Origin of the sequence: Streptomyces sp. NPDC048257, assembly GCF_043201855.1 — a bacterium.
In the GTDB taxonomy this organism is placed as follows: Bacteria; Actinomycetota; Actinomycetes; order Streptomycetales; family Streptomycetaceae; genus Streptomyces.
Genome location: NZ_JBICZI010000015.1, coordinates 110,461 through 134,296, shown reverse-complemented (window position 1 = coordinate 134,296; position 23,836 = coordinate 110,461). Strand labels below are relative to the sequence as shown.

Sequence of the window (23,836 nt, the reverse complement as noted above, 5' to 3'; positions counted from 1 at the left end):
ATCCGGCAGGTCAGGTCTTGATCATCACCTTGAGCGCGCTGCGGTCGTCCATCGCCCGGTAGCCGTCCGGGACCTCGTCCAGGGACACGGCCCGGTCGAAGACGGGCGCCGGGTCGATCGCGCCGCTGAGCACGTCCTCCAGCAGCTCCGGAATGTACGCGCGGACCGGGGCCACGCCACCGCGCAGGGTGATGTTGCGGTCGAACATGACGCCGAGGTCGAGGCCGGTGCCGCTGCCGTGCGGGACGCCGACGTAGCCGACGGCCCCGCCGTCGCGGGTGATGTTCACGGCGGTGCGCATGGACTGCTCGGTGCCGACCGCCTCGATGACCGCGTGCGCGCCCCGGCCGCCGGTGAGCTCGCGTACGGCCGCCTCGGCCGCCTCGCCGCGCTCGGCGACGACATCGGTGGCCCCGAAGAGCTTGGCGATGTCGGTACGGACGGTGTGGCGGCCCAGCGCGATGATCCGCTCGGCGCCCAGGCGCTTGGCGGCGAGGACGCCGCACAGGCCGACCGCGCCGTCACCGACGACGGCGACCGTGGAGCCCTTGCGCACGCCCGCGCCCAGCGCCGCGTGGTGGCCGGTTCCCATGACGTCGGACAGCGCGAGCAGCCCGGTCAGCAGGTGGTCGTCGGAGACGGCCTCGGCGGGCAGCTTCACCAGGGTGCCGTCGGCGTGCGGGACGCGGACGGCCTCGCCCTGGCCGCCGTCGTGACCGACCGAGCCCCAGAAGCCGCCGTGGTCGCAGGAGGTGAACAGACCGTCGAGGCAGTACTCGCAGGTGCCGTCCGACCACATGAAGGGCGCGACGACGAGGTCGCCGGCGCGCAGGCCGGAGACGGCGGAGCCGGTCTCCTCGACGATGCCCAGGAACTCGTGACCGATGCGCTGGCCGGGCTGGCGCTCGGCCTCACCGCGGTAGGCCCACAGGTCGCTGCCGCAGATACAGGCACGCAGGACGCGGACGACGGCGTCCTCGGGGCGCTGGATCGCAGCGTCGGGCACCTCCTCCACGCGTATGTCGTGCGGGGCGTGGATGACGGTGGCGCGCATGGTGATGCAGTCCTCCGGCTCGAGATAATTCAGTCTTGTACGACTGACGACCGTCCTACGGTACGCCTGCCTCGCGGGTGGTCGCGCCGGTGGCCAGCAGGTACTGGGCGGCCAGGTAGGTGGCCATGATCCAGAAGTCCGGGCGGGGCAGCTGGGGCCATTCGGCGACGCCGGTGGCGATGAGGGTGTCGGAGAGCAGGAACAGCGCACCGCCGACCCCGGCCCGCAGCCCGAGGGCGCTGGAGCGGAAGGCCATGGCGGTGAGCAGCAGGCTGTAGCCGGCCACGGGGATCCGCAGGTCGGCCGGCAGATCGGACCAGAGCAGGGCGACGGTGCCGAGGAGGGCGAGCGCGTACGCGCCCCCGAGCAGCGGGTTCGCGGGGCGCTTGCCGAAGAGGACGAGGTAGCAGACGTGCCCGACGGCGAAGGAGCCCATGCCGATGAGGAAGGCGGGCTCGGCGTCGAAGAGCAGGGCCAGGTCCCCGCCCCAGCCGAAGAGCAGCGCGGCGAGAAGCAGGCGGGGCGCGCCGCGGGTGGCCATGTGGGTCACCAGCAGCGGCATCAGCAGCGGCTTGGCGATGACGTGCCCGAGGTGCCAGCCGGCCAGCAGCGACCCGAGGTCGACGGCGGCGGCCACGGCGAAGGCCACCAGGGCGAGTCGGCCGAGGCGCGGGCGGCCGGTGGGTTCGCGGTCGGCCACCCAGGACGGGGCGGGGCGGCCCGCGGACTCCGCGGTGCTCACGCGGTGCTCTCCTGCACGGAGGGCCGGGTCTCGGCGACGGCTTCCTGGCCGGCGGTCGGGACGGGGGCCGGGACGGCGGTCGGGACGGCGGTCGGGACGGGGGCCGGGGCGGGGGCCGGGACGGCGGTCTGCCGGTCGGCCGGCTTGGGCTGCCAGCCGGGGCCGCGGAAGACCCGGCCGGCGCGCTCGCCCCAGCTCCCGGCGGCGCGCACGTCGCGGGCGATGGCGGCGTACTCGTGGGTGGCCACGCGCAGCGGGTTGTGGGTGCCGATGTTCTTGGTGAGGCCGTAGACGGGCCTGTCGGTCTCCCCCACCCAGGAGCCGAACATCCGGTCCCAGATGATCAGGATGCCGCCGAAGTTGCGGTCCAGGTAGCCACCCTGCGAGGCGTGGTGGACGCGGTGGTGGGAGGGGGTGTTGAAGACGTACTCGTAGGGCCGCGGCAGCTTCCCGATGCGTTCGGTGTGGACCCAGAACTGGTAGAGGAGGTTGAGTCCGTAGCAGAACGGGATCGCCGCCGGGTGCACGCCGAGGGCCACCATCGGCAGGTAGAACCACCAGGTGGTGGCGCTGGTCCAGGGCTGACGCAGGGCGGTGGTGAGGTTGAACCGCCTGCTGCTGTGGTGGACCACGTGGCAGGCCCACAGGATGCGGATGACGTGGTGGAGCCGGTGCTGCCAGTAGTAGAGGAAGTCCTGTGCGAGGAGCATCAGCAGGGCGGTCCACCACAGGAACGGCACGCGCAGCGGGGTCAGTTCGTAGACCGCCGTGAAGACGGCGACGACCGGGATCTTCCAGAGCAGGTCGAAGCCGATGCTGCCGAGCCCCATGGTGACGCTCGTGACGGCGTCCTTCGTGTCGTAGCCGGCGGCGTCCTCGTCGGGATGGAGCCGGTAGCTCACCACCTCGATGACGGTGAGCAGCACAAAGGCAGGTATGGACCACAGCACGACATCGGGCAGGTTCGGCATGTGGGCACCATAGAGGCGCCTTCCGGGATGCCGCTAGAGGTTGTTACCGATCGGTATCCATCGGGGTTACCGGCGGTTCACGAGATGATGTCCGAGCCGGTTCCCTCCGGGTGGCGGGTACGGCTGCGGGGGCGCTGGTCCGGTCGCTCCTGGCACGGGGCCGGGGGCGGATCCCGCCGGAGCGGCTCGTCCACGTGAACTGAGCCGCCCCGGGCGGGATCAGGGCTACCAGACCCGGACCGAGCCGCCGCGGGCGAAGGCCGGGCTCGTGGCCTGCGGGGGGACCGCCGTCAGGGGTTGCGCGATCTCCGATACCAGCGGGCCGTGCTTGGCCGCCACCGCGTCCAGGAGGGCGAGGTCGAAGCCGTAGACCCGGGCCGCGTTGCCGCCGACCATCGCGGCGACCTCCTCGCGCGGGAGGCCCGCGTAGGCGATGCGGAGGCCTTCGCGGGAGAAGGGGGTGGTGCCCTCGTCGTGGGGGTAGTCGCTGCCCCACATGATCTTGTCGAGGCCGATCCGCTCCCGCAGCGGGACCTCGTGGGGGCGCATGAAGCTCGCTCCCACGAAGCAGTTGTCCCGCCAGACCTCGCTCGGGCCCCGGCCCATCGACTCCGCGAGGCCCGCCCCGAACTTGGACTCCGCCGTGGCCGAGGCCGCGACCAGGCGGCCGTGGTAGTAGTCCAGCATCTCCAGCACGCCGGGGATCCACCCCGATCCCTGCTCCGTCAGGACCAGCTTGAGGCCCGGATGGCGGCGGAAGGCCCCGCCGAAGACGAGGTGCCACAGGGCGCGGTGCGAGAACCACGTGGTCTCCACCATGAAGACGGCCCGGGCCGCCGGTTCGTCGCCGAGCGGCGGCGACGCCGAGCCGCCGTGGTGGTTGACCGGGACGTCCAGCTCGTCGCACACCGCCCAGATGGGGTCGTAGGCAGCGGAGTAGAGCTCCGGCACCGTCGAGCCGGGCGGGACGCCCGGCAGCAGGATGCCGCCCGTCAGGCCGGCCGCCCGCACCCGGCGGATCTCGCTCACCGCCGCGTCCACGTCGTTCAGCAGGATCTGGGCCACCCCCGCCCGGCGCCCCGGCGCATCCGCGCAGAAGTCCGCCAGCCAGCGGTTGTGGGCCTGGAGCCCCGCCCACCGCATCTCGTACTCGGCGGCCGTCGGGGGCTGGGCCATCAGGGAGGCCTTGGGGAAGAACGGCGGGATGGTGTTGGGGAAGACCACCTCGGCGACGATGCCGTCGGCCTCCAGCTCCGCGAGGCGCCGGGCCGAGTTCCAGTTGCGGTCGGCGGTGTCCGCGAGGAGGTCCTCGTACGGGTTCACGTACGTGGCGGCCCAGGCGTCGAAGTCCTCGTGGTGGCGCTTCTCCAGGTACGGCCTGTAGTCCAGCAGGTCGGCGCCGGCGTGGCAGTCCGCCGAGATCACCGTGTAGCGGTCCTCGGAGGTCACGGGTTCACCCCCAGCACCGGGAAGTCGTCGCCGCTCAGCCAGTGGCGGCCCACCTCGCGGGAGCGGGCCCAGGAGGCCTCCACCGCCGCCTGGTCCGGGGACTGGCCCAGCTCCGCAGGGGTGGGGCCGATCCGGCGGGCGATCGGGGCCAGCTTCGCGGTGTCGAAGCCGAACACCTCGGCCGCCGCCAGGCCGAGCATCCGGCGGGTCTCCGCGACCGGGATGTCGTGGAAGGTGTTCTTCAGCCAGGACCGGGTGTTCGGCCAGGTGCCCTCGGGGTGCGGGAAGTCCGAGCCCCACAGGATGTTGTCCACGCCGATCTCGTACCGCTGCGCCAGCTCGCGGCGCTTGGTGTTCGTCGCGCAGATGAAGACCTGGCGGTCCAGGTACTCGCTCGGCGGCCGCTTCAGCTCCTCGAACGGCGAGAGCTTCTTTCCGCCGTGCGCGCCGAGGTAGAGCCGGTCCATGAACCACAGCTGGTTCGGCAGCCACCAGCAGCCCGACTCGGCGACGCCGAACTTCAGGCCGGGGTGGCGCTCGAAGACCCCGGACCAGAGCAGGAACCACAGGGGGCGGGCCGGCCACCAGGTGACCTCGGAGACGAAGATGCCCAGGTGGTCGCCGTACTCGTGGCGCGGCGAGGACCCGGAGTGGGTGACGATCGGCATCTGCGTCTCGGCGGCCGCCGCCCAGACGGGGTCGTAGCGGCGGTCGTGATAGGGCGCCTTGTCCACCCACATGGCGGGGATCATCAGCGCGCCCAGCCCGGACTCCTTGGCCCGGTGGATCTCCGCGACGACCTTCGCCGGCTCGCCCGTGATGGGGAGCAGGGCGACTCCGCAGTGACGCTCCGGGGTCTGCCCCACGAACTCCGCGAGCCAGCGGTTGTGCGCCTGCGCGCCCGCCATGCCGAGCTCGGGGTCCTGGTCGCCGGAGAGGCCGAGGCCGACGCCGAAGGGGGCGGCGGTCTGGCTGTCGACGGCGTCCGCGTCGGGGAAGACGACCTCGGCGGCCACGCCGTCGCCGTCGAGTTCCTTCAGCCGCCGGCCGGTGTCCCAACCGCCCTTGAGGCCCTCCTCGTGGTCGTGGAACCACTTCTCGGCGAAGGCCTCGTTGCGGACGCCGAGGCGGGTGGCCTCCGCACGGCGGGCGTCGCGCTCGCCGAGGAACTCGTCGAACTGGGGGTGGAAGCGGGAGTCCAGGTAGGGCCGGTACTGCTCGGTGGGCAGGCCCGCGTGGCAGTCGGAGGAGATGATCAGGTACCGGTCTTCGGTTCCGTTCGCGGTTGCGCTTTCGGTCCGGTCTTCGTTCGTACTCACCACAGACGCCCCTCAGTCGAGGATGAAGCTTTCCAGGTAGGCGGGGTTGGACCGGTCGAGCATCGACTGCGACCGGGCGCGTATCTGCCGGTCGCTGTGCTCGCCGGCCGGGAGCATCCAGAAGCGGTCGGCGCGGATGCCGTCGACGACGTGCTCGGCGACCTCCTCGACCGGGGTGAACCGCACCTCGTGGCCGGCCTGTTTCATCGCCGCCTCGTACTGGTCGAGGGTGCGGTACGGGGCCTTGCGCGGCCGTTCCTTCGCGTACCGCTCGGGTCGGTTGCGGTGCGACTCCCACAGTCCGGTGCGCAGCATGTGCGGTCCGGGGAAGAGGACGGAGGCCCCGACGGCGGCGCCCTCCGCCTTGAGGTGGGCGTAGAGCGACTCGGTCATGGTGACCACGGCCGCCTTGGTGACGGCGTACACGGAGGCGGTGGGCAGCGGGGCGATGCCGCCGTCGCCGGAGGAGGTGTTGACGACGTGGCCTGGGCCGCCGGTGGCGATCATGCGGGGGACGAAGGCCTGGATGCCGTGGAAGACCCCCCACACGTTGACCGAGAAGGCCCATTTCCAGTCGTTGGGCTCGTGCTCCCACATCCGGCCCTCGGCGCCGGAGCCGACGCCCGCGTTGTTGCAGAGGACGTGCACGGCGCCGAAGGTCTCGTAGGCGGCGTCGGCCAGCGCGATCACGGAGTCGCGGTCGCTGACGTCGACGACCCGGGCGAGGACCTGGGCCCCGTCGGCGGCCAGCTCGTCGGCCGCCTTGCGCAGGGCGCCCTCCTCCACGTCGGCGAGGACCACCTTCAGTCCCTCGGCGGCGAAGCGGCGGGCCATCGCGAGGCCGATACCGCCGGCGGCTCCGGTGACCACGGCCACCTGTCCGGCTTCGAGTCGCATGTCAGACGCTCCCCTCGGGCGGTCCGTCGAGGATCTGCTGGGGGTCGTCGTAGCGCTGGTGGATGTACGGGAGCAGGGCCTGGGCACTGACCCGTTCCACGACCCGGCCCTTCTGGTCGGTGGTCTTCTCGCCGATGGTGATCTCCACGATCCGGCGGACGGGGAGGTCGGCGACGGGATCGAACATCGACTCCCGCAGCACGACGTCCCCGGTGATGTGCTCCAGCTTGCGGACCTTCTCGTTGCGCGTGCAGTGCACGAGGACCGGGTCGGCGTCGAAGCCGGAACCGTCCACGGCGGGCAGGAACTTGAAGTAGAAGTCGGTCTTCTGGGTGGGTTCGGGCAGCGGCAGTGCGCGGTCCACCGCCCCGCGCACCTCGACGAAGGCGATCCCGTGCCGGGCGAGGGCGGCCCGTACGACGAGGCCGTCGCGGTCCACGGTGACCTCGCCCAGCTTCTTCGGCTCGCCGAAGACCTCGCGGCCGCCGGTCAGGGCGCGTTCGTGGGTCATCGGCATGACCAGCGGGTACCAGCCCTCGACGCCGCCGTGCTGGGCGGCGACGGCCACCGAGCCGGCGCCCAGCGGATAGCCGGGCAGGTCGACCTTGCTGATGTTGGCCCGTACGAGGGGCCGGCCGGCGGGCTTGAGCGGTGGCGGCAGGACCGCCGCCACCACGTCGGGGTCGCTCTCCCAGATGGCCACGACACCTGTGGACCAGATGTCGGGGAGCTTGGAACTCTTCTCGCGCGACGCCGCGATCTCGGCCTCGGTGCGCGCTCCGTACCGTACTCGTGCCATGTCTCGCACCATCCCTCGTCTCGGGGGGAGTCGGTTCTGTAACACAGTTACACCGCCAACGATGAAGGGTAAAGACCCCTGCACGCACAAGAACTGACGATCCGACAGATTGGTGGTGGGACCGCCGTGGCCAGAACCACACTCACCCGCGACGAGGTACTGGAGGCTGCCGCCTCCCTGGTCATGCAGCACGGTCCGGCCGCCCTCACCATGCGCAGACTCGCCGCCGAGCTGGGCACCGCCGTGACGTCCATCTACTGGCACGTCGGCAACCGCGAATCGCTGCTCGACGCCCTCGTGCGGCGGACCGTGGAGGAGATGGGCGCGATCCGGCCCACCGGCCGCACCCCGGCCGACCGGATCCTGTCGGTGGCCCGGGTCCTGCGCCGCGAACTGCGGACACGTCCGCACCTGATCGCGATGGTCCACGAACGCGGGCTCACCGAGCGGATGTTCCTCCCCGCCCAGCAGGCGCTCGTCCACGAGGTGCACGCCGCGGGGCTGCGCGGCGCCCGGGCGGCGGACGCGGTGCGCGCGATCCAGTTCCAGGTCGTCGGGTACCTGCTCGTCGAGCGCAACCGCGAACGCGCCCCCGCGCAGTCCCCTGCCGAGAGCGAGCTCTGGGACCCGGCCGCGGCCCCCCACGACCCGGCCCTCGCCCGTGCCCTGGCCCGCCCGGCGGATACGGACCGCCTGTTCCTGCTGTCCGTACGGGCCCTGGTGCACGCCCTGCTCGCGCCGGGCGCCGCCCCGCCGCGGTAATTCGGTTGGCGCGCTCCCGCGCCCGTGGTTGTATCTGCGACGCGGGGGCGGCTCCGCGACGTGCTTCCTTCTCACCTTCCCTGAAATCCGTAGCGCGTCCCCTCTCCGCCCCGCCCACTCTTCCCTTTCCGGTTCCGGAGGAATCCCCCCTTTGCCCGAGCTGTCGACCGTCCTGTTGCGCCGTCTGCACACCGTCTACGTCGACCAGGCCGGGCCGCGCCCGGGCGACCCGTCGACGGCCGAGGGCCTGACGGCCCTGGAAGCCGAACTGCTCGACCGGGGCTACGCCCTGACGGTCCCGCTGCGTTCGGCGCTCGCCTGGCTCGGACCCACCGGACTCGCCGCCGCCGGTGCGCAGCTGATCGGGGACATCGACATCCTGCTGGGGGCGGACCGCACCCACATGCCGCTGTTCCGCTCGTTCCCGGCCTCGGTGCCGGACGACACCCACGCGCTGTGGATCGACCGCGTCCTGACCCTGCTCCTGCAGTGGCCGGACCAGCCGTGCGTGCTGTGCGCGACCGTCGGCGCCGTCCACCCCGTCGCACCGTGCGCCCACCTGGTCTGCCGGACCTGCTGGGACGGCGCCGACTACAGCGGCTGCCCGATCTGCCACCGGCGCGTGGACCCCGCCGAACCGTTCATCCGGCCGTCCCCGCCCGCGTCCCCGGGGGACGTTCCCCCCGGGGGCGGCCCGCTGCGGCTGCTGGCCTTCGGCACGGACCGCGCGGCCGACTCGGTCACCGCCCTCGGGAAGCTACTCGCCCGCCGCACCCCGCTCTCCCCGCAGGACAGGGAGGAGACCCGGGTCCTCCTCGCCCACGCCCCGGCCGGCCTCGACTGGCTCCCGGACGCCCTGCCGGTGCGCGAGACCAAGGCCCTGGTGCTGGGCGGCCTGCTGCGCGAGCGCCGCACGCGGGAGACCGTACGGGCCCTGCTGCCGGAGCGGCTCACCACCGCCACCGACGTACTGCGGCTGCTCGCCGTGTGGTCCGGGGGCGAGGCCGACCTCCTGGAACCCCCGCGCATGCGCTCCCTGCCGCGCCCGCTGCGGCGCGAGCTGCTGGCCGTCCTGGACGGGCTCGATCCCGCGCTGCTCGTCGAGGACGTACTGCGCCACGAGGACCTGTGGAAGCGGGCCGCCGAGATCCTGCACCCCTTCGAGCAGCACGCCCGCCACCCGCGCGCCGCCCTCGCCTTCGCCGTACTGCGCGCCACCGACACCACCGGCACCGCCCTCGGCGCCGCGCTGCTCGCCACCGCCGCCGCGTACCCGCAGGCGGTCCGGATCGACGGCGCGCGCGTGCGGGCGGCCACCTGGCTGGGGCGCGCCGAGGGGGCCCTGCGCTGCGGGGATCCCGACCGGGCCCTCGCCGTACTGGCCGAACGGCCAGGTGAACTCGTCCGCCGTCTGGACCACCTGCTGCGGCTGTACGCGGCCGACGCCCTCCCGCCGCAGGTCGCCGAGGTGCTGACGGAGCGGCTGCCGAAGGCTGGCCCGGGGGCCGTGCTGTCCGCGCTCGGACGGCTCCGGATCCGTCATCTGCCCGGCAGCCGGCGGGTGTTCTTCCCCCGCGGGCAGGTCGCGCACTCCTTCACCGTGGCGGACGACCGGGCTCCGCTGGCTGCGGCGGTGACCCGTTCGGTGTGCGAGCTGTTCGAGGCCGAGGTGCTGCGCCGACTGGCCTCCGCAGACCCGTACGACGTGGCCGTCCTCGACTCCCGCCTCGCCCACCTGCACGTCCCGTCCACCGAGCGGGCGGCGGCCAAGGCCCTGGTCACCGTCCCCAAGGGCAGCTTCCAGGCACTGCCGGACGGCGAGGTGCTGCGCATGTTCCTGCACTGGATGGAGCCGCCGAGGAAGCGCGTGGACCTGGACCTGTCGGTGGTGCTGTTCGACGCCGACTGGAACTACGCGGGCCTGTGCGACTTCACGAACCTCGTCCACGGCAGGCGGGCCGTCGTCCACTCCGGGGACCTCGTCTCGGCACCCGCGCCCCACGGGGCGAGCGAGTACGTGGACATCGACCTGGACGCCCTCGCCGACACCGGTGTGCGCTTCGCCATGCCGGTCGTCTTCAGCTACAACAACATCCCCTTCGAGCTGCTGCCCGACGCCTTCGCCGGGTTCATGGCCCTGCCCACCCGCTCCGGACGTACCGCCCGCTACGACCCGCGGACCGTGCGCCAACGCTACGACCTGGTCGGCAACTCACGGATCCACGTGCCGCTCCTCGTCGACCTGGAGCGGCGCGGCTTCCTGTGGACCGACGTCCACCTGCCGGACGACGAGGGCTACCACAGCGTGTGGGCGCACCAGGAGGACCTGGCCCGGATCGGCCGCGACCTGTTCCAGTACTTTTCGACGGGCCGCACCACCCTGTGGGAGCTGGCCGGCTGGCACGCGGCCGCGCGCTGCCGCGAGGTGGCCGTGCTGCGCCGTACGCCCCGGCCGAGCGACCCCGACGAACTGTGGACCTACCGCAGGGGCGCCGGCGAGGACACCGCGGCCTTCGCCGCCCGGCTCCTCGGCCTGCGCGATCCGGACGACGTGCTGCGCTCGACGGAGGTCGACGCCCTCGCGGGCACCGCCGCCTCCGGGCGGTCGGCCTTCCTCGCGCTGGTGGACGGTGAGGTCGCGCCCGCCGGTGCGAGCGGCTCCGTATACCGGCTGCTGCCGGGGCGGGTTGACGGCTGCGGCCTCGAACAGCTCGCGGCGGGCGACCTCGTCGCCGCCCTGGGCTGAGGGGCCCGGAACCACCGGGGCGGCCACGGCTGTCAGTCGGGGCCGATATCCTCTGTGACCATGCTCGACGACCGTACGACCGCAGAGACGATGTGGCCGACCGCATACCCACAGGGGTACGCGGTCGTCGACGTGGAGACCACCGGGCTCGCTCGCGACGACCGGATAGTCTCCGCCGCCGTCTACCGGCTCGACGCCCAGGGCAATGTGGAGGACCACTGGTACACACTGGTCAATCCGCGGCGGGATCCGGGACCGGTGTGGATCCACGGGCTGACGAGCGCGATGCTCTCCGACGCACCGCTCTTTGAGGACATCGCCGAGGAGTTCGCCGACCGGCTGTCGGACCGGGTACTGGTCGCGCACAACGCCATCTTCGACTGGCAGATGATCGCCCGGGAGTACGCGCGGGCCGCCACGACCGCGCCGGTCCGTCAGCGGCTGTGCACCATCGCCCTGTCGAAGGAACTGAACCTGCCGCTGCCCAACCACAAGCTGGAGTCGCTGGCCGCGCACTTCGGCGTGGTCCAGCAGCGCGCCCACCACGCGCTCGACGACGCCCGGGTGCTCGCGGAGGCGTTCCGCCCCTCGCTGCACGCGGCCGCGCAGGGCGGCGTACGGCTGCCCCTGCTGGAATGCCGCCCGCTGACGGAGTGGTCGGACTCCGCCGTCACCCCGCGGGTGGGGTACCAGTCCTCCTACCGGGGCGGCAGCTGGCGGCCCTCGCGCAAGCGGCCGCCGTGCCCGCACCCGAATCCGGGGCGCTTCGAGGACGGCAAGCCGCTGAAGCAGGGCATGCGGATCGCCTTCTCCGGTGACACCTCGGTGGAGCGGGAGCTGCTGGAGGACCGTGCGGTCGAGGCGGGCCTGCACATCGCGACGAGTGTGTCGCGGCTCACCAGCCTCCTGGTGACGAACGACCCCGACTCGGCGACCTCCAAGACGGTCAAGGCGAAGAGCTTCGGCACCCCGGTCGTCGACGAGGCGGCCTTCACCCAGCTGCTGCGGGACGTGGCGCCGGCCGAGTCCTGACGCCCGCATCCCGGACTGCGGGCCGTTGCGCCGGGCGGGTGCAGGCGCGGCGACTCACCCCGCTGGATCTTGTTCCGCCCCGTCCCCGTGCGCAGCATTCCGCCCATGGCACGTTGTGAGGTCTGCGGAAACGATTACGGCATGTCCTTCGAGGTGCACGCGCAGGGCGCCGTGCACGTCTTCGACTGCTTCTCCTGCGCCATCCACCGCATGGCGCCCGTCTGCGAGCACTGCCGGGTCTCGATCATCGGCCAGGGCGTCGAGGTCGAGGGCCAGTGGTTCTGCGGGGCCCACTGCGCCCGCGCGGAGGGGAAGGTGGGCATCGTCGACCGCGTCTGACTCCCCCGCCCGGGGCCCGTGTCCCGGATCCCGTCCCGGCTCCCCTCCCGTACGCCACGACCCCGGACGGCCACCCGGCCGCCGGGGTCGTGCGCGCTGCGGGTACCGTCGTGGGCGTGTACCGCTTTGTGCTGACCCGGCAGTGGGTGTGCCTCACCCTGATCGCCCTCGCCCTCATCCCCGCGATGATCAAGCTGGGGTTCTGGCAGTACCACCGTCATGAGCACCGCGTCGCACAGAACCAGCTGATCGATGCGAACCTGCGGGCGAAGCCGGTCCCGGTGACCGAGGTCACCTCTCCCGGTCACCGGGTTCCCCGCGCCGACTTCTGGCGTGCCGTCACCGCGACCGGCACCTACGACACCGCGCACGAGGTCGTCGTACGGATGCGCACCGACAACGACGACAAGGTCGGCTTCCACGTCGTGACCCCGCTGGTCCTGCCCGACGGACGGGTGGTCCTGGTCAACCGGGGCTGGGTGCCCGGGGGCGACGACCCCCGCGCCTACCCGCCGGTGCCGGCCGCGCCCGCGGGCGAGGTCACCGTCACCGGCCGGCTGAAGGCCGACGAGACGAGCGGCGGCAGCGGCATCAAGGACCGCAAGGGCCTGCCGGACCGCCAGGTGATGCTGATCAACAGCGCGCAGCAGGCGGAGTACCTGGGCCGGCCGGTCCTCGGCGGATACCTGGAACTCACCGCTCCGGCCCCGGCGGACGGCAGTCCGGAGACGGTCGCCGATCCCGACCACGACTCGATCGGCCCGCACATGGCGTACGCCGTCCAGTGGTGGCTGTTCGCCGGCGCGGTTCCGGTGGGCTGGGTGATCCTCGTACGGCGGGAGAGGCGCGAGCGCGAGGCCGAGGCGGCCCGGGCCGAGGCCTCCCTTCAGGAGCCGGCGGCGGCGTAGCGTGTCGGCATGGATCTTGGACTGAAAGACCGTGTCTACATCGTCACCGGGGCCACGCGCGGCCTCGGCTTCGCCTCCGCCCGGGAACTGACCGCCGACGGCGCGAAGGTCCTCCTGACGGGCCGAGACGAGAAGCGGGCGTCCGACGCCGCCGCCGAGCTCGGCCCGAACGCGGCCGGTGTCGCGGCCGACAACTCCGACCCGGAGGTGGCCGCGCGGCTCGTCGCCACCGCGCGCGAGCGCTTCGGCCGCCTCGACGGCATCCTCATCAGCGTCGGCGGCCCGGCACCGGGCTTCGCGGCGGACAACACCGACGCCCAGTGGGCGGCGGCCTTCGAGTCGGTGTTCCTGGGCGCGGTCCGCCTCGCCCGGGCGGCGGCCGCCGAGCTGGGCGAGGGCGGGGTCATCGGCTTCGTCCTGTCGGGCTCGGTCCACGAGCCGATCCCCGGCCTGACCATCTCCAACGGTCTGCGTCCGGGCCTGGCGGGCTTCGCCAAGTCCCTTTCCCTGGAGCTCGGCCCGCGCGGGATCCGCGTCGTCGGCCTGCTTCCGGCGCGCATCGACACCGACCGCGTGCGCGAGCTCGACGCACTGTCCGGCGACGCCGAGGCCACCCGGGCGGGGCACGAGTCCCGCATCCCGCTGCGGCGGTACGGCGCCCCGGAGGAGTTCGGCCGCACGGCGGCCTTCCTGCTCTCCCCGGCGGCGTCGTACCTGACGGGCGTCATGCTCCCGGTCGACGGCGGCTCCCGGCACGGCTTCTGACCCGCCGTACCCCCGGGGCTACGTCACCCGCTGGGCGCGGTGGGACGTCACCTTGAGGCGGGCCTCCGCCGGGAGTTCCGGGAGGCCCGCCGAGGTCCGGGCGTGGGTCATGACCGGACCGGCCACCGCAGCCAGGGCGTCGGCGGGGACCGCGTGGGGTTCCAGTTCCAGCGCGACCCGCAGCGCCGGCGACCCGCGCCGCCCGCGCAGGGAGACCCGGCAGCCGGCGACCCCGTCCAGGGCTCCGGCCTCCGCGGCCACCGCCTCCTCCAGCGCGCGCCCGCGCAGCATCGCGAACGCCCCGTCCCCGGTGTCCACGACCATCGCCTGCAGCCGTGCGCTCCGCAGCTGGGACAACAGCCACCACAGCGCGAGCAGCACGACCACCGCGAGCCCGCCGAGCACCGCCCACCACCACCAGCCCTCGTCGTGCCAGTACCGGCTCCTGGTCGCCTCGCTCAGCAGCGGCGCGTGGCGGCCGTGCAGCGGCCACGCGCCCGTCAGCACCACCGCCCCGACCGCCAGCAGGAGCGCTCCGGCCACCGCCAGCAGGATCCGGTTCACCGTCCCGAGCATGCCGTTCACCTCCTGACCCGTACGCGCGGCTGCGGCGGGTGCGCGAGGCCCAGTTCGTCGATGCCGACGGCGAGGACCTCGTCCAGGTCGGCCCGTACGTCGTCCAGCTCGCGGAAGTGCGAGGTGGCCCGCACCCCGACGCGGGACCGGCCCACCTTGACCCGGACCGCCCGCACCCCGGACACCTCCATGGCCCGGTCCCGCAGGATCTGCGCGGCGGCCTTGCGGCCGAGCCCGGCCCGTACGCCCGCCGCCCCCGGGTCCGGGTCCGGAGTGCGCATCGTCAGGATCCCGCGGAGCCCGGGCGCGAGGGCCAGCAGCAGGAGCAGCAGGCCGATCAGGGCCGCGGCCCCGGCGGCCAGCTGGACGCCCAGGTCGGCGGGGGTGTGCGTCTCCAGCAGCTCGGTGAGGTCGCGGCGCCAGCTCATCGCGGGCCGGCCGGCCCGTACGGCGGCCAGGTCGTACAGGAACAGGACGGCCACCCCGAGCACGACCAGGGCGGTGAGCCCGGCGGGTACCCGCCGGGCGGAGCGGAACCGGCGGGCCGGGCCGGAGCCGGGGGCCGTCACCGCAGCCCCCGTTCCCGCCCGGCGCCGGTCCGGGTGTGGGTGGAGTGCAGGTGCTCGATGTCGATGTCCACCTCGGGTACGGACATCGACGCACACTCCTCGATGCGCTGGGCGACCTGGCGGCGTACGGCCGCGCACTGGGCGGCCAGGTCGGCGGGGTAGGCCAGCTCCAGGCTGACCCGGACCCGTGCGATGTCGTGGTGCACGGTGACGGTGGCGTGCGGGGGCGCGCCGGAGGGCGCGGTGAGCGCCTCCCGGGCGGCCTGGGCCGCGATCTTGGCGACGACCCGGTCGGCGATCCGGGTGGCACCGCGGTCGGCGGGGGCCGCCCGGGGCGGGGCGGAACGGGGTGGGCTGGTCATCGGCGCCTCACCCGCGCCGGTCGTCACGGCGGCGGAACAGATCCCCGGGGTCCAGGTCCCCGTCGAGGAAACGCCCCGCGACGAAGCCGACGGCGCCGAGGGCGGCCACCAGCAGGAAGGCTCCGAACCCGCCGAAGTAACCGGCGAACGCCAGGGCCATGCCGGCGAACAGTCCGGCGATCGCCATGCTCATACGGGCTCCTCTCGGCTACTGGAGACGGGATTCCGGCTCCTCGTCGGGCTCATCGGGCAGCTTGACGTCGCTGACCGCGATGTTGACCTCGACGACCTCCAGGCCCGTCATCCGCTCGACCGCCGAAATGACGTTCTCGCGGACGGCACGCGCCACGGCGCGGATCGACACGCCGTAGTCCACGACGATCTCCAGGTCGAGGGCCGTCTGGACCTCGCCGACCTCGGCCTTGACCCCGCGGCTGACGCCGGCCTTCTGACCGCCGGGTACCCGGTCGCGGACGGCGCCGAAGGTGCGGGAGAGGCCGCTGCCACTGCCCATGGCGTGCACGCCGACCACCTCGCGGGCGGCCAGGCCGGCGATCTTCTCGACCACCCCGTCGGCGATGGTCGTGCGTCCCCGTTCCCCGGGGTCCTTGGCGTGGCCCCCTGATGCGGTTTCGGTCATCGCGTGTCCCTTCGCGTGGCTAGCGGACTCACTCCGCACCACGTTAGGCGCCCGGCGGCGTCGGCGCCCCGGGAGTAGGCCGGTCGGCTGGCCGACCCACCCGGGACTCCGGCCGTGCCGCGGCCGTCAGTCGGAGAGACCCGCCAGGTCGCGCAGGCGGCGGGCCTGGGCGGCGCGCTCGGCGGCGCGCTGGTCGTCGTACGGGCGGGACGGCGCGGCGCGCAACAGCGCCTTCGTCTCGATCACGGCGTCGCGCGCCGGGGCGAGCAGGGCCGTGGTGAGGTCCTGGACGGCTGCGTCGAGCTCGTCCACGGGGACCACGAGGTTGGCGAGGCCGACCCGCTCCGCCTCCTCGGCATGCACGAAGCGGCCCGTCGCGCAGATCTCGAGCGCGCGGGCGTAGCCGACCAGGGAGGTCAGGGGCTGGGTACCGGCCAGGTCGGGGACCAGGCCCAGGCTGGTCTCGCGCATGGCGAACTGCACGTCGTCCGCGACCACGCGCAGGTCGCACGCGAGCGCGAGCTGGAAGCCGGCGCCGATCGCGTGCCCCTGCACGGCGGCGACGGAGATGATGTCGTGACGCCTCCACCAGGTGAATGCCTCCTGGTACTCGGCGATCGTGGAGTCGAGCAGTTCGTCCGAACCGCGTGCCAGATCGAGGAAGGACGGCTCGCCCTCGAATCCTTCGGGGGTGAACGCCTGCCGGTCGAGCCCGGCGGAGAAGGACTTGCCCTCACCGCGCAGCACGACGACCCGGACGGTGCCCGGCAACGACCTCCCGGCCTCGGCCAAAGCCCGCCAGAGCGCGGGGGATTGGGCATTTCGCTTGGCCGGATTGGTCAGTGTCACCGTGGCGACCGTGTCGTCGACGGTGAGTCGTACGCCGTCCTTGTCGAGCAGAGCCATCTTTCATGCCTCCGGTGTGCAGTCGGCCGCAAGCTCGGCCTAAGTGACTGCACAGTAACCACCCGGTCGACCGGAAGGCCGACCGGGGGGTCACCGGAGGATTCGTCGGATCATGATGAACCTTGAAGCCGTTGGAGCGTTTGGAACCGATGGGACCAGGGTCAGGCAGTAGCTGCCTTCTTGCCGCGCGTCGCGCCACCGCGACCACGTAGCGAGACCCCGGACTCACTGAGCATCCGGTGGACGAATCCGTAGGACCGGCCGGTCTCTTCGGCCAGCGCCCGGATACTCGCACCGGAGTCGTACTTCTTCTTCAGGTCTGCCGCGAGCTTGTCGCGCGCGGCGCCGGTTACCCGGCTGCCCTTCTTCAGAGTCTCGGCCACCCGTGCCTCCTCATGGGAAGTGCGCTCTGGACTTCTCATGATCACCCCTCCCAGGCTTCCTGGCCACCCATTCAGCAAGGTCGGTACGACGGCATTTCTCGAGGGCTGGACACCCGAGCAGAACGGAATCTCCTCTTCCGTCGCATGACTTCCGTCACACTCCGCTGTCCGCGCCGGGAATCGCCAGGTCAGGGGCGCGGAAGCGGAAAACGAAGAGCCCCGGTCGCGCACCTTCGCGGGTGCGGCCGGGGCCGTCGTACGACGCGCAACGGTACGAGACCGTCTCACTCAGATGATGGATCACCCGTGAGCCGAATGATCCATAAGGAACTGGATCAGAAGCGGAACGGGAACCGGAACCCGATCAGGCGAGGGCCACCAGGTCCCGGTAGTCCGGTCCCCACAGGTCCTCGACGCCGTCCGGGAGCAGGATGATGCGCTCCGGCTCCAGTGCCTCGACGGCGCCCTCGTCGTGCGTGACGAGGATGACCGCGCCCTTGTACGTGCGCAGCGCGCCCAGGATCTCCTCGCGGCTGGCCGGGTCGAGGTTGTTCGTGGGCTCGTCGAGGAGCAGCACGTTCGCCGAGGAGACGACCAGCGTGGCCAGGGCCAGACGGGTCTTCTCGCCACCGGAGAGCACCCCGGCGGGCTTGTCGACGTCGTCGCCGGAGAAGAGGAAGGAGCCGAGCGTCTTGCGTACGGCGACCAGGTCCAGGTCGGGCGCGGACGAGCGCATGTTCTCCAGGACCGTGCGCTCCGGGTCCAGGGTCTCGTGCTCCTGGGCGTAGTAGCCGAGCTTGAGGCCGTGGCCCGGGACGACCGTGCCGGTGTCCGGCTTCTCGGTGCCCGAGAGCAGGCGCAGCAGGGTGGTCTTGCCGGCGCCGTTGAGGCCGAGGATGACGACGCGGGAGCCCTTGTCGATGGCCAGGTCGACGTCGGTGAAGATCTCCAGCGAGCCGTACGACTTCGACAGGCCCTCGGCGGTCAGCGGGGTCTTGCCGCAGGGCGCCGGGTCCGGGAAGCGGAGCTTGGCGACCTTGTCGGAGACGCGGACGGCCTCCAGGCCGGCCAGCAGCCGGTCGGCGCGCTTGGCCATGTTCTGCGCGGCAACGGTCTTGGTGGCCTTGGCGCGCATCTTGTCGGCCTGCGAGTTCAGGGCCGCGGCCTTCTTCTCGGCGTTCTGGCGCTCGCGCTTGCGGCGCTTCTCGTCGGCCTCGCGCTGCTGCTGGTAGAGCTTCCAGCCCATGTTGTAGACGTCGATCTGGGAGCGGTTGGCGTCCAGGTAGAAGACCTTGTTGACGACGGTCTCGACCAGGTCGACGTCGTGGGAGATCACGATGAAGCCACCGCGGTAGGTCTTCAGGTAGTCGCGCAGCCAGACGATCGAGTCGGCGTCGAGGTGGTTGGTGGGCTCGTCGAGGAGCAGGGTGTCGGCGTCCGAGAAGAGGATCCGGGCCAGCTCGACGCGTCGGCGCTGACCACCGGAGAGGGTGTGCAGCGGCTGGCCGAGCACCCGGTCCGGCAGGCCCAGGGCGGCCGAGATGGTCGCGGCCTCCGCCTCGGCGGCGTACCCGCCCTTGGTCAGGAACTCCGTCTCCTGGCGCTCGTACTGCTTCATCGCCTTGTCGCGGGTGCCCCCGCTGCCGGAGGCGATGCGCTCCTCGTTGGCGCGCATCTTCTTGATCAGGACGTCGAGGCCGCGCGCGGACAGGATCCGGTCGCGGGCCAGTACGTCGAGGTCACCGGTGCGCGGGTCCTGCGGGAGGTAGCCGACCTCGCCCGAGCGGGTGATGGAGCCGGCGGCGGGCTGGCCCTCGCCCGCGAGGCACTTGGTGAGGGTGGTCTTGCCCGCTCCGTTGCGGCCGACCAGGCCGATGCGGTCGCCCTTGGCGACACGGAAAGAGGCGGACTCGATGAGGACGCGGGCGCCGGCGCGCAGCTCGATGCCGGTGGCGGTGATCACGGAAATACTCCAGGGCGGGTGGGGACGGCGGAAGGGGGGCAGGACGCGAAGCTTCGACGCCGCTAATCCGCGAGGAGATTTGCCATGAGAGACATTCTACCGGGGGTGTGCAACTGGTTTCCGGGCACGGGGCAGGCCGGGCGGCGGTCCGGAGCCGCTGCCCCGCGCCCCCCGTTCGGCCCAGTGGCCCCTTGGGGCGGCCAAGGCGCGTACCAGTATGAATGGGTTGATACTCGCCGCATGGGCGGAGACGCGACCGCGGCAGTTTCACGAGTGGAGGGCGGTGCGGGATGCAGTTCGACGACGACGCCAGACTCGACGGCTCCGAAGTCGAGGACAGGCGCGGCGGCAGCCGCATCCCGGGCGGGAAGGCCACCGTCGGCGGCGGCATCGTCGGCCTCATCGCCCTGATCGTGGGGCTGCTGTTCGGGGTGGGACCGGATCAGCTGGGGCTGGCGCCCGGGGAGGAACCGGCGCCGGCCTCCTCGTCGGTCGAACAGATGCAGCAGGCCTGCACCTCGGGGCGGGACGCGAACACCCGGGAGGACTGCCGGCTGGCGGCGGTCACCAGGAGCACCCAGACCTTCTGGAACCAGGAGTTCGCCAGGCGCGGCGGCCGGTACAGCCCGTCGACGACGGTGTTCTTCGAGAACCGGACGAACACCGGGTGCGGGATGGCCACCGAGGCGGTGGGCCCCTTCTATTGCCCCGCGGACCGGAAGGTCTATCTGGACCTCGACTTCTTCGAGGACCTGCGGACGAAGTTCGGGGCGACCGGCGGCCCCTTCGCGCAGGCGTACGTCATCGCCCACGAGTACGGGCACCACGTCCAGAACCTGACCGGAACGCTCCAGCGGGCCCAGGACGGGCGGCAGGGCGCGAACAGCAACGCGGTCAAGGTCGAGCTGCAAGCCGACTGCTACGCCGGGGTGTGGGCCCGCAACGCCACGAACGTCGCCGACCCGTCCACCGGGCGGCCGCTGATCAAGGTCCTGACCGAGGACGACATCAGGGACGGGCTGGACGCGGCGGCCGCGGTCGGCGACGACCGGATCCAGGAGAAGTTCCAGGGCCGGGTGAACCCGGAGTCCTGGACGCACGGCTCGGCCGAGCAGCGGCAGCAGTGGTTCCACCAGGGCTACCGCACCGGCGACATGGCCCAGTGCAACACCTTCCGCTGAGTGTCGGCGCCGCCTGCCATGCTGGTGTGACGCGGGTCACCGTCACGAGAGGGAGTGATCGTCATGGCAGGCGTTCCGTCCATCTGTCCCACCCTGATCTACCGCGACGCGAAGGCGGCCATCCGGCTGCTGACCGAGGCCTTCGGGTTCAGCCAGGTCGCCGTCTACGAGGGTGAGGACGGCTCGGTGATGCACGCCGAGCTGTCGTACGGCAACGGCATGGTGATGCTGGGCAGCTCGGGGAGGGGCGGGGCCTTCGACAAGGCCATGGAGGGCGCGGGCCCTTCGGGCGTCTATGTCGTGGTCGACGACGTGGACGCGCACCACCGGCGGGCGGTCGAGCACGGCGCGGAGATCGTGATGGAACCCACCGACCAGGACTACGGATCCCGCGACTACATGGCGCGCGACGCCGAGGGCAACGTCTGGAGCTTCGGGACGTACGCGCCGCAGGTCTGAAGCCCGCGGCGCGCCCGCCCGCTTCCCACGGAGTCACTCGCCGCCGGTGTGGACCTGGAAGGCGGCCCGGCGGACCGCCTTCGCCAGCGTCGGGTCGGGGTGGGCCGCGGCCAGCGCGACCAGCACCTGCACGGTGCGCGGATGACCCACCGCACGGACCTCGTCCAGCAGCCGGGGGACGGTGGTCCGCACGGCCGAGTCCAGGTGGCGGGCCAGCAGCTCGGCCTCGCCGTGGTCGGCGATGGCGGCCGCGGTGTCCACCCAGAGCCAGGTCGACTCCTCGGCGGTGAGGACGTCCTGCGCCTCGTCGGGGTCCACCCCGTCGTGCACGGCGAGCCAGAGCAGCGCGTAGGGGCGCAGGGCGGGCTCGCGCACGGCGGCACGCACCTCGGGCTCGGCGGGGGCGCCGACCACGCGCAGCGCCTCGAAGGCGAGGCCGCGCAGCAGGGCGTCCTCCCCGCGGGCGGCCTGCAGCAGCTCGGCCACGGCGTGGCCGACGGGCCGGGCGGCGAGCCAGGCCTGGTACTCGGCGCGGGCCGGGCCGGGGGTGAGCCGCGCGCAGCCGTGCAGCATGGCGGCGGCGGACTGCTCGATGTTCCCGGCGGGACTCTGCGCCGCGACGCAGATCTGCTCCAGCTTGACCCAGACGGCCCAGCTGCCGAGCGGGGTGAGCGTGGCCCGGGCGGGGCCGAGGGTGACGGCGTCCACGGCGGCGAGTCCGCCGAGCGCCCAGCGCAGCAGCCGGGCGAGCGGGACCGGGCGGGCCTCCGCGGAGCCGGCGGCGGACGTGAGCGCCACCGCGGGCCCGGTCTCGTAGGGGATCTCGCACCGCTCGTCGCGCAGCTCGGTGACGCGCTGCCCGAGCAGGTCCAGCAGGTCGGGGACGGTCACCGGGCCGGCCGACAGCTGGAGCAGGGAGAGGAGTTGGGGCATGGCCTCGACGACCTCGGCGACGGCCGAGGGGGCGATGTCCGCGGGGGCGGGGTGGACCAGTGACCAGGCGTCGAAGAGGGCGACCCAGCCGCGCAGCACCGCGGTGTCGTCGCGGTCCCAGGCGCGCAGGCGCCAGCCGGGCCGGGCGTGGCCGCCGTGCACCTCGACGAGTCCGGCGAGCCGGGCGCGGTCCCAGCCGACCCGGATCTGGCCGTGCGTCAGGCCCAGTTCCGCGGCCGCGCGTTCGACGTCGGCCGTGGCCAGCGCGCCCGTGGGGGCGGGCCGGCCGCCGTCTCCCGCGCCGAGGTTGCGCTCGGCCCAGCGGGTCAGGCGTACGGCGTCGGCGAGCGAGGCCCGGGCCCGGTTCGCGAGGTCGGCCGTGGCGGGCGTACCCGCCGGGGGCCGGGGCGCGGGCCGGGTGCGTCGGTCGGTCACCGCCTTGCGGGCCGCGGCGACGGAACGCGGCGAGACGAGTCGGAGTCTGGAGTCGCGAGCCAACTGCTCATCAGGCTTTCGGGACGTCACGGAAGCAGTCTCGCCCGTCACTGGCCGAAAGCCCAAACGGAACGGGTCGTTACCGCCGGCCACCCGCAGCGCAGACCGGGACAAGCCGCCCGCAGGGCCCGCTCCGTCACAGGGCCTTCACATGACGGGCCTTCACATCAGGGGAGTGAGGAAGCGGCGCAGGACCTCCTCGTACCCGGCCGGGTCGGCGTTCCACATCGCGCCGTGCCCGGCCTCACGCACGGTGTGCAGGGTGACGAGGTCGGGGCGGGCGGCGGCCAGCCTCCGGGACGGCCCCCAGGGGGCGAGCGCGTCGTCCGGGCCGTGGAAGATCAGTACGGGGACGCGCAGCGCGCCGGGGTCGGCGCCCGGCGGCCGGCGGTCGGCGCGCAGGCCCGCCCGGCCCTCGGCGGCCCGGACCGCCAGCGGCAGCACGACGGCCGGGATACGGCGCGCCGCGGCGAGCCCGCGCAGGGTGGCGTGCCAGTCGAGCACCGGAGAGTCCAGCACCAGCCCGGAGATCCGGTGGGCCAGCGCCGAGCGCTCGGCCGCGTACAGGGCCATGGTCGCGCCGGTGGACCAGCCGTACAGGACCACGCGGCGGGCGCCGTAGCGCACCGCGTAGCGGATGGCGGCGTCCAGGTCCCGCCATTCCGATTCACCGAGGTGGCCGAGGCCGTCCGGGGAGGCGGGGGCGCCGAGGTCGCCGCGGTAGGCGAGGTCCAGGACGGGCAGCCGGTGGCGGTGCAGGAAGGGCATGACCACCATCGGGTGCTCACGGCTGCTGCCGAGCCCGTGCACGGCGATCACCCAGGTGTCCCGGGCCGCGGGCACGAACCAGGCGGGCAGGGCGCCGAGCTCCCCGGGTACGTCCACGTCGGCGTGGTCGAGTCCGAGGGCGGTGCTCGGATTGCCGACGTGCACCTGGGGGGTGAGCGTCACCCGGGTGCCGGGGTCGAGGGTGCCGTGGGTGACGGAGACGAGCCGCCGTACGACGGCGTCCGGGTCGCGGCCGACGTCGGGGAGCACCGGCCCGACGACGGCGTGCACGCCGGGTGCGACCAGGCCGTAGGTGCCCGGGCGCAGGGAGGCGAGCGAGCGGGTCAGGGCGATCCGGCCGGCGGCGGCGGAGTGGACGCTGAGCTTCGGGCCGCCGGGGAGGGGGCGTCCCGGTTCGGGCCGCAGGGCCGCATCGGCGGCGTGCCGTCCGACGGCGACGGCGGCTGCGCCGGCACCCAGGAGGGTCGTGGTGACGGCCGCAGCCGTTGCTGTCGCGGTACGCACCGCTCCAGTGTCGTGGCGCGACCTCGGGCGGGCCACCGGAGGAGATCCGTCCGCCGCCGACCGGGGTCGAGTGATCTAAGTCTCTTTCGGGGCCCGGGGGGCGGGTGCGCCGGCGCGGCCGACCCGCCGCGGAGGGGTTCATTCACCCGGCTTTGACGTGCATTAATAGCGTCATCTACGTCAGAATCAGGACGAATGGCCCGATCGCGCCCCGCCTCATTACACCGCTGCGCCCGAGTCAGTTCATCTTCCGTTCACTCAGGTTGCCTACGGTCGCCGAGCCACTGACGTCA

Annotated in this window: 25 protein-coding genes; 8 read left to right on the top strand and 17 right to left on the bottom strand. The window is 72.9% G+C overall.

Translation table 11 applies throughout. From position 1 onward, the window contains the following. Window positions 1-10: 10 nt before the first annotated feature. From ACGFZK_RS25650 to ACGFZK_RS25620, 7 genes are all read right to left on the bottom strand, one after another. Window positions 11-1,054: a zinc-dependent alcohol dehydrogenase family protein gene (locus tag ACGFZK_RS25650; RefSeq protein ID WP_393851199.1), complete on the bottom strand. Its 1,044-nt coding sequence runs from the start codon at window positions 1,052-1,054 to the stop codon at window positions 11-13. Window positions 1,055-1,109: 55 nt separating this feature from the next. After that, window positions 1,110-1,754 (bottom strand): lysoplasmalogenase, encoded by a 645-nt coding sequence (locus ACGFZK_RS25645; protein WP_393851236.1) that lies wholly within the window; start codon window positions 1,752-1,754, stop codon window positions 1,110-1,112. Between the two features lie 38 nt (window positions 1,755-1,792). Beyond that, window positions 1,793-2,767, bottom strand: a complete 975-nt coding sequence (locus ACGFZK_RS25640; RefSeq protein ID WP_393851198.1) for a sterol desaturase family protein — start codon at window positions 2,765-2,767, stop codon at window positions 1,793-1,795. Between the two features lie 225 nt (window positions 2,768-2,992). Beyond that, window positions 2,993-4,216, bottom strand: coding sequence for an amidohydrolase family protein (locus tag ACGFZK_RS25635; RefSeq protein ID WP_393851197.1), 1,224 nt, complete (start codon window positions 4,214-4,216; stop codon window positions 2,993-2,995). Further along, window positions 4,213-5,535 (bottom strand): amidohydrolase family protein, encoded by a 1,323-nt coding sequence (locus tag ACGFZK_RS25630; RefSeq protein ID WP_393851196.1) that lies wholly within the window; start codon window positions 5,533-5,535, stop codon window positions 4,213-4,215. The genes ACGFZK_RS25635 and ACGFZK_RS25630 overlap by 4 nt, the downstream gene beginning before the upstream one ends. Before the next feature lie 12 nt (window positions 5,536-5,547). After that, a complete protein-coding gene (locus tag ACGFZK_RS25625) occupies window positions 5,548-6,432 on the bottom strand; it encodes an SDR family NAD(P)-dependent oxidoreductase (RefSeq protein ID WP_393851195.1) in 885 nt (294 codons plus the stop codon). Window position 6,433: 1 nt separating this feature from the next. Further along, window positions 6,434-7,231: an acetoacetate decarboxylase family protein gene (locus ACGFZK_RS25620; RefSeq protein WP_393851194.1), complete on the bottom strand. Its 798-nt coding sequence runs from the start codon at window positions 7,229-7,231 to the stop codon at window positions 6,434-6,436. Between the two features lie 126 nt (window positions 7,232-7,357). Between ACGFZK_RS25620 and ACGFZK_RS25615 the strand changes: the two genes are divergently transcribed. The 6 genes from ACGFZK_RS25615 (at window position 7,358) to ACGFZK_RS25590 (ending at window position 13,783) form a co-directional block, all read left to right on the top strand. Beyond that, the gene (locus ACGFZK_RS25615; protein ID WP_393851193.1) at window positions 7,358-7,993 is read left to right on the top strand and encodes a TetR/AcrR family transcriptional regulator; all 636 of its coding nucleotides are present in this window, start codon (window positions 7,358-7,360) and stop codon (window positions 7,991-7,993) included. A gap of 151 nt (window positions 7,994-8,144) precedes the next feature. Beyond that, complete coding sequence (locus tag ACGFZK_RS25610; RefSeq protein WP_393851192.1) at window positions 8,145-10,739, top strand: MXAN_6230/SCO0854 family RING domain-containing protein; 2,595 nt, start codon at window positions 8,145-8,147, stop codon at window positions 10,737-10,739. 54 nt (window positions 10,740-10,793) lie between these two features. Beyond that, window positions 10,794-11,771, top strand: coding sequence for a DEDDh family exonuclease (locus ACGFZK_RS25605; protein ID WP_393851191.1), 978 nt, complete (start codon window positions 10,794-10,796; stop codon window positions 11,769-11,771). Between the two features lie 105 nt (window positions 11,772-11,876). Continuing rightward, window positions 11,877-12,110: a hypothetical protein gene (locus tag ACGFZK_RS25600; RefSeq protein ID WP_078938101.1), complete on the top strand. Its 234-nt coding sequence runs from the start codon at window positions 11,877-11,879 to the stop codon at window positions 12,108-12,110. Window positions 12,111-12,226: 116 nt separating this feature from the next. Continuing rightward, the gene (locus tag ACGFZK_RS25595; protein ID WP_393851190.1) at window positions 12,227-13,018 is read left to right on the top strand and encodes an SURF1 family protein; all 792 of its coding nucleotides are present in this window, start codon (window positions 12,227-12,229) and stop codon (window positions 13,016-13,018) included. A 9-nt stretch (window positions 13,019-13,027) separates the two neighbouring features. Next, a complete protein-coding gene (locus ACGFZK_RS25590; RefSeq protein WP_393851189.1) occupies window positions 13,028-13,783 on the top strand; it encodes an SDR family oxidoreductase in 756 nt (251 codons plus the stop codon). 18 nt (window positions 13,784-13,801) lie between these two features. Here the strand turns inward: ACGFZK_RS25590 and amaP are convergent, their stop codons facing one another. From amaP to ACGFZK_RS25550, 8 genes are all read right to left on the bottom strand, one after another. Next, window positions 13,802-14,359, bottom strand: coding sequence for an alkaline shock response membrane anchor protein AmaP (gene amaP, locus ACGFZK_RS25585; protein WP_393851188.1), 558 nt, complete (start codon window positions 14,357-14,359; stop codon window positions 13,802-13,804). Window positions 14,360-14,364: 5 nt separating this feature from the next. Continuing rightward, window positions 14,365-15,024, bottom strand: coding sequence for a DUF6286 domain-containing protein (locus tag ACGFZK_RS25580; RefSeq protein WP_393851187.1), 660 nt, complete (start codon window positions 15,022-15,024; stop codon window positions 14,365-14,367). Beyond that, window positions 14,925-15,290, bottom strand: coding sequence for a hypothetical protein (locus ACGFZK_RS25575; RefSeq protein ID WP_393851186.1), 366 nt, complete (start codon window positions 15,288-15,290; stop codon window positions 14,925-14,927). Before ACGFZK_RS25575 ends, ACGFZK_RS25580 begins: the two co-directional genes overlap by 100 nt. 7 nt (window positions 15,291-15,297) lie before the next feature. Further along, entirely contained in the window at window positions 15,298-15,483 is a 186-nt protein-coding gene (locus ACGFZK_RS25570) for a hypothetical protein (protein WP_393851185.1), read from the bottom strand. Between the two features lie 15 nt (window positions 15,484-15,498). Next, entirely contained in the window at window positions 15,499-15,930 is a 432-nt protein-coding gene (locus ACGFZK_RS25565) for an Asp23/Gls24 family envelope stress response protein (RefSeq protein ID WP_393851184.1), read from the bottom strand. 126 nt (window positions 15,931-16,056) lie between these two features. Beyond that, a complete protein-coding gene (locus tag ACGFZK_RS25560) occupies window positions 16,057-16,836 on the bottom strand; it encodes an enoyl-CoA hydratase/isomerase family protein (RefSeq protein WP_393851183.1) in 780 nt (259 codons plus the stop codon). Window positions 16,837-16,997: 161 nt separating this feature from the next. Then, on the bottom strand, window positions 16,998-17,219 hold the full coding sequence (locus ACGFZK_RS25555) for a helix-turn-helix domain-containing protein (protein WP_030010789.1): 222 nt from the start codon (window positions 17,217-17,219) through the stop codon (window positions 16,998-17,000). 364 nt (window positions 17,220-17,583) lie between these two features. Further along, the gene (locus tag ACGFZK_RS25550) at window positions 17,584-19,182 is read right to left on the bottom strand and encodes an ABC-F family ATP-binding cassette domain-containing protein (RefSeq protein WP_393851182.1); all 1,599 of its coding nucleotides are present in this window, start codon (window positions 19,180-19,182) and stop codon (window positions 17,584-17,586) included. Window positions 19,183-19,472: 290 nt separating this feature from the next. On the opposite strand from ACGFZK_RS25550, the gene ACGFZK_RS25545 reads away from it, so the two are divergent. Beyond that, complete coding sequence (locus tag ACGFZK_RS25545) at window positions 19,473-20,363, top strand: neutral zinc metallopeptidase (RefSeq protein WP_393851181.1); 891 nt, start codon at window positions 19,473-19,475, stop codon at window positions 20,361-20,363. A gap of 63 nt (window positions 20,364-20,426) precedes the next feature. Then, on the top strand, window positions 20,427-20,822 hold the full coding sequence (locus ACGFZK_RS25540; RefSeq protein ID WP_393851180.1) for a VOC family protein: 396 nt from the start codon (window positions 20,427-20,429) through the stop codon (window positions 20,820-20,822). 33 nt (window positions 20,823-20,855) lie between these two features. Here the strand turns inward: ACGFZK_RS25540 and ACGFZK_RS25535 are convergent, their stop codons facing one another. Further along, on the bottom strand, window positions 20,856-22,280 hold the full coding sequence (locus ACGFZK_RS25535) for a hypothetical protein (protein ID WP_393851179.1): 1,425 nt from the start codon (window positions 22,278-22,280) through the stop codon (window positions 20,856-20,858). Window positions 22,281-22,412: 132 nt separating this feature from the next. After that, window positions 22,413-23,543: an alpha/beta hydrolase family protein gene (locus ACGFZK_RS25530; protein ID WP_393851178.1), complete on the bottom strand. Its 1,131-nt coding sequence runs from the start codon at window positions 23,541-23,543 to the stop codon at window positions 22,413-22,415. Window positions 23,544-23,836 lie beyond the last annotated feature (293 nt).